The organism is Intrasporangium chromatireducens Q5-1 (assembly GCF_000576575.1).
Taxonomy (GTDB): Bacteria; Actinomycetota; Actinomycetes; order Actinomycetales; family Dermatophilaceae; genus Intrasporangium_A; species Intrasporangium_A chromatireducens.
Map to the genome: position 1 here is coordinate 1 of NZ_AWQS01000264.1, position 4,896 is coordinate 4,896.

8 protein-coding genes are annotated in these 4,896 nt (G+C 71.2%); 5 read left to right on the plus strand and 3 right to left on the minus strand.

Going from position 1 to position 4,896, the window contains the following annotated elements; genetic code table 11:
• Positions 1 to 534: hypothetical protein (locus tag N864_RS19160; RefSeq protein WP_034721014.1), on the minus strand; the 534-nt coding region annotated here is incomplete at its 3' end.
• A gap of 96 nt (positions 535 to 630) precedes the next feature.
• Here N864_RS19160 and N864_RS19165 point away from each other — a divergent pair.
• The gene (locus N864_RS19165; RefSeq protein ID WP_034721016.1) at positions 631 to 972 is read left to right on the plus strand and encodes a helix-turn-helix domain-containing protein; all 342 of its coding nucleotides are present in this window, start codon (positions 631 to 633) and stop codon (positions 970 to 972) included.
• A gap of 17 nt (positions 973 to 989) precedes the next feature.
• On the opposite strand, the gene N864_RS19170 is transcribed toward N864_RS19165, so the two are convergent.
• Together N864_RS19170 and N864_RS19175 are read right to left on the minus strand one after the other, a co-directional pair.
• On the minus strand, positions 990 to 1,601 hold the full coding sequence (locus N864_RS19170) for a ClpP family protease (protein ID WP_034721018.1): 612 nt from the start codon (positions 1,599 to 1,601) through the stop codon (positions 990 to 992).
• The gene (locus N864_RS19175) at positions 1,598 to 2,218 is read right to left on the minus strand and encodes a ClpP family protease (protein ID WP_034721022.1); all 621 of its coding nucleotides are present in this window, start codon (positions 2,216 to 2,218) and stop codon (positions 1,598 to 1,600) included. The genes N864_RS19170 and N864_RS19175 overlap by 4 nt, the downstream gene beginning before the upstream one ends.
• Positions 2,219 to 2,436: 218 nt before the next feature.
• Here N864_RS19175 and N864_RS19180 point away from each other — a divergent pair, with 218 nt between their 5' ends.
• From N864_RS19180 to N864_RS19195, 4 genes are read left to right on the plus strand one after another with little or no spacing between them, the layout of a single operon-like run.
• Positions 2,437 to 3,552, plus strand: a complete 1,116-nt coding sequence (locus N864_RS19180) for a C1 family peptidase (RefSeq protein WP_034721025.1) — start codon at positions 2,437 to 2,439, stop codon at positions 3,550 to 3,552.
• Positions 3,553 to 3,562: 10 nt separating this feature from the next.
• Positions 3,563 to 4,039, plus strand: a complete 477-nt coding sequence (locus N864_RS19185; RefSeq protein ID WP_034721030.1) for a hypothetical protein — start codon at positions 3,563 to 3,565, stop codon at positions 4,037 to 4,039.
• A gap of 58 nt (positions 4,040 to 4,097) precedes the next feature.
• On the plus strand, positions 4,098 to 4,409 hold the full coding sequence (locus tag N864_RS19190; RefSeq protein ID WP_034721032.1) for a protease inhibitor I42 family protein: 312 nt from the start codon (positions 4,098 to 4,100) through the stop codon (positions 4,407 to 4,409).
• Between the two features lie 17 nt (positions 4,410 to 4,426).
• A complete protein-coding gene (locus N864_RS19195; RefSeq protein ID WP_034721035.1) occupies positions 4,427 to 4,843 on the plus strand; it encodes an MmcQ/YjbR family DNA-binding protein in 417 nt (138 codons plus the stop codon).
• The last annotated feature ends 53 nt before the right edge of the window (positions 4,844 to 4,896 follow it).

The window sequence follows — 4,896 nt, forward strand, 5'->3', positions numbered from 1 at the left end:
CCGGGCCGCCGCCTCAGGGTCGCGGCTGGCGATGAGCAGCTCCGCGGCGTCGAGCACGCCGAGCCGGCCGCCGGCGCGCTCGGCGAGGACGCGCCGTCGATGGTCGAGGTCCTTCGACTCGGGCAGGTGGTAGTCGCAGAGGAACGCGCCGGCATCGGGGCCCACGAGGTCGACGAGGTAGACGTTCGTCCAGCCAGGCCGGCCGTCGCGCTCGAACGTCTCCGGGTCGGAGTGCAGGATGCGGCGCTCGTCGAGCCCGGTGAGGTAGCCGTCGTCGACGGGAGAGCTCGGGCGCAGGGCGATGCCCTGGATCCGGGGCGGGTGGTGAGCCGCGCACCACGGCGTGACCGCGTTGCTCTCGATGATCTCGAGCTTGATGCTGCCGAGGCTCACCCCGCCGCTCGAGAAGCTGCCGAAGGAGGTCATCGGCCACAGGATCGGCAGCCCGAGCCCGGTCGAGAGCACGTCGAAGGCGGCGCTGGCCTCCGTCATCGGGACGTAGACATGGTCGATGCCGTCGACGAGCGGCTCCATGCTCCCAGCGTCGCCCCGGTGCGCATGGCCCCGCAAGCAGTGCGCCGAGAGCGAACGACGCTGCTGCGCCGGGCTCCGTCCGGCTAGCGTCGGTCCATGGACACCGTCGTGCGACTCCACTCGAAGCAAGCGGCGGCTGCGCGGATGCCGCAGCCGGAGCCGCTGTGGCGTGAGGCCGTCGGGCGGCAGCTGCGCGACGAGCGCCACCGCCGCGGCGAGCGGATCGCCGACGTGGCGGGCCGTGCCGGGATCTCCCCGCAGTACCTGTCCGAGCTCGAGCGCGGCCGCAAGGAGGCCTCCTCCGAGATGCTCTCCGCCGTGGCCGGCGCACTCGACCTGACGGTCCGCGACCTCGTCGTGGGGTCGACCGAGCACCTGTCCGGGCCACCCCGGCCCGCGTCGGCGGCAAGTGGGCGGATCACCCTCCTCGCCGCCTGACGCTGATGACCGCCCGGTCAGGCGGGTAGTGCCGCCGGGAGACGGGCGGTCAGCACCGTGTCGACGATCCCGTAGTCCACGGCGGCGGCGGGCGTGAGGATGAGGTCACGGTCGGTGTCGCGACGCACCTGCTCACGGGTCCGCCCGGTGTGCTGCGCGAGGATCTCCTCCTGCATCGTCCGGACCCGCTCGACCTCGTCGGCCTCGAGAATGAGGTCCGGCACGGTGCCCCGTCCCTCGGCGGCGGGCGCATGGATGACGACCCGCGCATGGGGCAGGATCGCGCGATGGCCGGGCTCGCCCCCGGCCAGCAGCACCGCCGCGGTCGCCGCAGCCTGCCCGACGCACGTCGTCTCGACCCTCGCACGCACGAACCGCATCGCGTCGTAGATCGCCAGCGTCGCGGGGATCGAGCCGCCGACCGAGTTGATGTACAACGAGATCGGCGCGTCGGGGTTCTCGTTCTCGAGGTGCAGCAGCTGGGCGATGATCGCGTTCGCGACACCGTCGTCGATGCCGGTCCCGAGATAGATGATCCGGTCGGCGAGGAGCCGGCTGTAGATGTCGACCGTCCGTTCGCCTCCCCGGTCGCTGCGGGTCGTGACGTAGGGGATGGGATAGCTGCTCATCGGGCGCTCCTCAGGCCGATCGGGATGCGGTGCTGCGGCATGACGTCCTCGAGCGACCCGACGACCAGGTCGACGAAGCCGTAGTCGAGCGCCTCCTCGGCGGTGAACCACCGGTCGCGGCGCGAGTCCTCCTCGACCCGCTCGAGCGACTGTCCGGTGTCCTCGGCGATGCAGCCGAGGACGACGTCACGGGTGTGCCGCAGGTCGTCGGCCTGGATCGCGATGTCCATGGCGGTCCCGCCGATGCCGGCGGAGCCCTGGTGGAGCAGGACCTTGGCGTGCGGCATCGTGGCCCGCCGGCCCTTCGTGCCCGAGGAGAGCAGGAACTGGCCGGCGCTGTAGGCCATGCCGAGGTTGATGGTGACGACGTCGTTGGGGATCGCCCGCATGCAGTCCCGGATGGCGAGCATCCCCGGGACCGAGCCGCCCGGCGAGTTGATGAGCAGCCGGATGTCCGCGACGGGGTCGTCGGCGGCGAGCAGCAGCAGCGCGCTGCACAGCCGGTTGCTGTTGCGGTCCTCGAGCGGCCCCTGGAGCAGGAGCGCGCGGCCCTCGAAGAGGCGTCGGTGCAGCTCCTCGTCGAGCAGCTGGGCGGGATCTGGTGACTCGGTACTCATGGACCCAGCCTCGGCCGGACCAGGGTGGGTCCGGAAGGGCACGCTGCCCACAGCAGCGCTGCCCTCAGCGGAGTTGAGCGGAGTTGAGCTGAGCGGAGCTGCCTCGCCGGCGGCACCGCCCGAGTGCCCGGTCAGGGCTGGTATCAGCCGATCTGGAGGGCGACTCTGAAGAAGTGTCCCTTCCCAACTCGGGGGAGCGGTCCACAAGGAGGAACACCATGGCAGGAAAGGATCGCGTCGACGTCGGTGCCGTCCAGCGGGCACTCGAGACGCAGAACCATCCCTGGGAGGCGGCCGAGAACCACCTCACCCGCCTGAGCGGCGACGACCGGGCCCGCAGGCTCGGCGTGCCGCTGCCGGACGAGGAGCACCTCGCCCTGCTCGAGCAGCGCGCCGTCCAGCTGCGCGCCCGCCTGCTCGAGCCACCGTCGGTCGCTGCCGCGGCCCTGCCCGCGGCCTTCGACCTGCGCAACATCGGCGGCCAGAACTACGTCAGCGGCATCCGTGACCAGGGCAACTGCGGGTCGTGCGTCGCCTTCGGCTCGGTCGCCGTCCTGGAGGGCACGGCGCGGTACACCCGCGGCCTGCCGACCCTCGACTCCGACTTCTCCGAGGCGCACCTGTTCTACGGATGGGGCTCGACGGTCGGCGTCAACTGCAACACCGGCTGGATGCCCCTGCCCGCCCTGACCTTCGCGACGAACGACGGCATCTGCTTCGAGAGCGAGTGGGCCTACACCGCCGGCAACACGAACGGCGGCTCCGCCCCGGCGAACTGGCAGCAGCACCGGGCGAAGGCGACCGGCACCGTCGACGTCACGAACAAGGTCGAGGACATCAAGGCCCACCTCACCTCGGTCGGCCCCGTCACCGGCTGCTTCGTCGTCTACACCGACTTCTTCAGCTACAAGTCGGGCGTCTACCAGCAGACGAGTGGCAAGGTCGAGGGCGGCCACTGCGTCGCCATCGTCGGCTACGACGACGCGCAGCAGGCCTGGATCATCAAGAACAGCTGGGGGACCGGCTGGGGGATGGGCGGCTACGGCCTGATCCGCTACGGCCAGTGCTACATCGACACCTGGTCGAACATCGCCGTGACGGGCGTCAACGTCCGCACCTGGACGTCTGCCAAGAAGGTCATCGGCGGCTACAGCACGGGGCACGACCGCAACGGCTGGGTCTACGTCCAGGACAACGGCTGGCTCCACGTCGGTGGCACGACCGGCACCGCGCACGTGGCGATGTTCGCCGACCTGCTCACCGCCAAGGAGAAGGGCGCCTACGTCAACGCCTACTCCGACGACGGCACCATCAAGACCGTCTACGCGTACTGAGGAGCACGCCATGGCACCCAAGACGACCACGAGGACCAACTGCACCACCCAGCCGCAGGTCAGCGGCGACCCGCAGCCGGAGGTCCTGACCGGCGCTCCCGTCGCGGACGGGCCGCCGCCACCGCACCCGCTCACCGACGAGGAGCTGCGCCTGCTGACCGGCACGGTGCAGCAGTCGGGCACGGGCGTGGCGGCCGCGGCGGGACCGGCGCCGACAATGGCGCCGCCGCAGGCGACGACGACGGACCTCCCGGCCGCGGTCGGCACGCCGATCACCGGCCAGACCGTCGTCGCGACCTACGCCGAGCAGAGCAACCGCAACGCCTGGGCCTACCTGTCCACGGCGGGGTGGAAGAAGCTCAGCGACCTCACCGACACCGGCTCGACGACGATGACGCTGCTCGCCGCGCACGCACGCGCGACCGGCTCAGCGCCATACGTGGACGAGAACCCGGCCGGGACCATCGGGACGCTCTACGTCTGGTAGTCCACCAGCGCGGCCGGCCACCCGCACGGGCGGCCGGCCGACGGGGTGAGGAGGCGACGTGCAGCACGTGATCAGCGAACCGCCGGATGGCGCCCGCATACAGGTCGCGCCGGGCGACGAGGTGGTGCTCCGCCTCGGGCAGCAGTCGGGCGGCGGCTACCTGTGGACCCTCGCCGAGGTCCCACAGTTCCTCAGCGTGCTCGCCACCGAGGTGGAGCAGGTCGAGCGGGCACAGCCGGGCCTGCTCCGCACGGCGGCCCTCGGGCTCCGGGCGACCCGCGCCGGCACTGGGGACGTCGTCGTGACCCTCCGCCGGCCGTGGGAGGTGGAGCCGGTCGAGCAGCGGCGCATCCACATCGAGGTGCGCTGAGCGCCCACAATGAGGGGATGACGAGCACGCCACGTCCGGCCACCGTCGCGGACGTCCACGACATCGCGGGCGGGATGCCGCACGTCACCGTCGACGAGGAGGGGCCGAAGATGGTCTACCAGGTGGGCGGCAAGAGTTTCGTCTTCTTCCGCACCCCACGGCGCGACGCCGTCGACGAGGTGACGGGGGAGCGGTTGACCGACGTCATCGTCATTTGGGTCGGCTCCGATGGGGAGAAACAGGCGCTCCTGCAGGACGAGCGGCTGCCCTTCTTCACGACGCCGCACTTCGACGGCCACCCCTCGGTGCTCGTCCGGGAGGCCCACCTGTCGCGAATCAGCGTGGACGAGCTGCGCGAGATCATCCAGGACGCCTGGCTGTCGAGGGCCTCCGCGACCCGGGCCAAGGCCTGGCTCGCGACGCACTCGGCCTGAGTTTGCGCTCACTCGACGTACTACCCCGTCGAGTGAGCGCAAACTCCGGTTGC

What these genes read in the sequence shown, in the direction of transcription:
- N864_RS19195 (WP_034721035.1), top strand. Translation starts at nt 4,427, where the DNA reads ATGACGAGCACGCCACGTCCGGCCACCGTCGCGGACGTCCACGACATC.
- N864_RS19175 (WP_034721022.1), bottom strand. Translation starts at nt 2,218, where the DNA reads ATGAGTACCGAGTCACCAGATCCCGCCCAGCTGCTCGACGAGGAGCTG.
- N864_RS19165 (WP_034721016.1), top strand. Translation starts at nt 631, where the DNA reads ATGGACACCGTCGTGCGACTCCACTCGAAGCAAGCGGCGGCTGCGCGG.
- N864_RS19185 (WP_034721030.1), top strand. Translation starts at nt 3,563, where the DNA reads ATGGCACCCAAGACGACCACGAGGACCAACTGCACCACCCAGCCGCAG.
- N864_RS19180 (WP_034721025.1), top strand. Translation starts at nt 2,437, where the DNA reads ATGGCAGGAAAGGATCGCGTCGACGTCGGTGCCGTCCAGCGGGCACTC.
- N864_RS19170 (WP_034721018.1), bottom strand. Translation starts at nt 1,601, where the DNA reads ATGAGCAGCTATCCCATCCCCTACGTCACGACCCGCAGCGACCGGGGA.